The organism is Streptomyces sp. NK08204 (assembly GCF_020400585.1).
Lineage (GTDB): Bacteria > Actinomycetota > Actinomycetes > Streptomycetales > Streptomycetaceae > Streptomyces.
In genome coordinates this window covers 1-631 of record NZ_JAINVF010000082.1, presented here as the reverse complement: position 1 = coordinate 631, position 631 = coordinate 1, and the positions used below count along the sequence as shown (strand labels likewise).

Below are 631 nucleotides of genomic sequence, written 5' to 3'. Positions count from 1 at the left end.
GGCCGGGCGCTCCTGACCGTAGGTGGCGAGCAGCGCCTGGGCCTCGATCGGGTCACCCAGCGTCGTACCCGTCCCATGCGCCTCGACGGCGTCGACGTCGGCCGGGCTCAGCCGCGCACCCGCCAGCGCCTGGCGGATCACGCGCTGCTGCGAGGGGCCGTTCGGGGCGGTGAGACCGTTGCTCGCACCGTCCTGGTTCACCGCGCTGCCCTTGAGCAGGGCGAGGACGGGGTGGCCGTTGCGGCGGGCGTCGGACAGCCGCTCCAGCAGCAGCACGCCCGCGCCCTCGGAGAAGCCGGTGCCGTCGGCGGCCCCGGCGAAGGCCCTGCACCGGCCGTCGGGGGACAGCCCGCGCTGACGGCTGAACTCGACGAACAGCGTCGGGGCGGACATCACGGTGACGCCACCGGCCAGCGCCATCGTGCACTCGCCCTGTCGCAGCGCCTGCGCCGCCAGGTGCAGCGCGACCAGCGAGGACGAGCAGGCGGTGTCCACCGTGACCGCCGGGCCTTCCAGGCCGAAGGTGTACGAGACGCGGCCCGAGACGATGCTGCCGGCGCTGCCGCTGCCCGGACCGCCGTCCGGTCCCTGCTGGAGGCCGTAGTCGTGGTACATCACGCCGGCGAAGACG

1 protein-coding gene is annotated in these 631 nt (G+C 74.8%); it reads right to left on the bottom strand.

The features are described 5' to 3' along the window. On the bottom strand, nucleotides 1-631 hold a 631-nt coding region (locus tag K7G59_RS34395; protein ID WP_225840671.1), incomplete at both ends, for a polyketide synthase.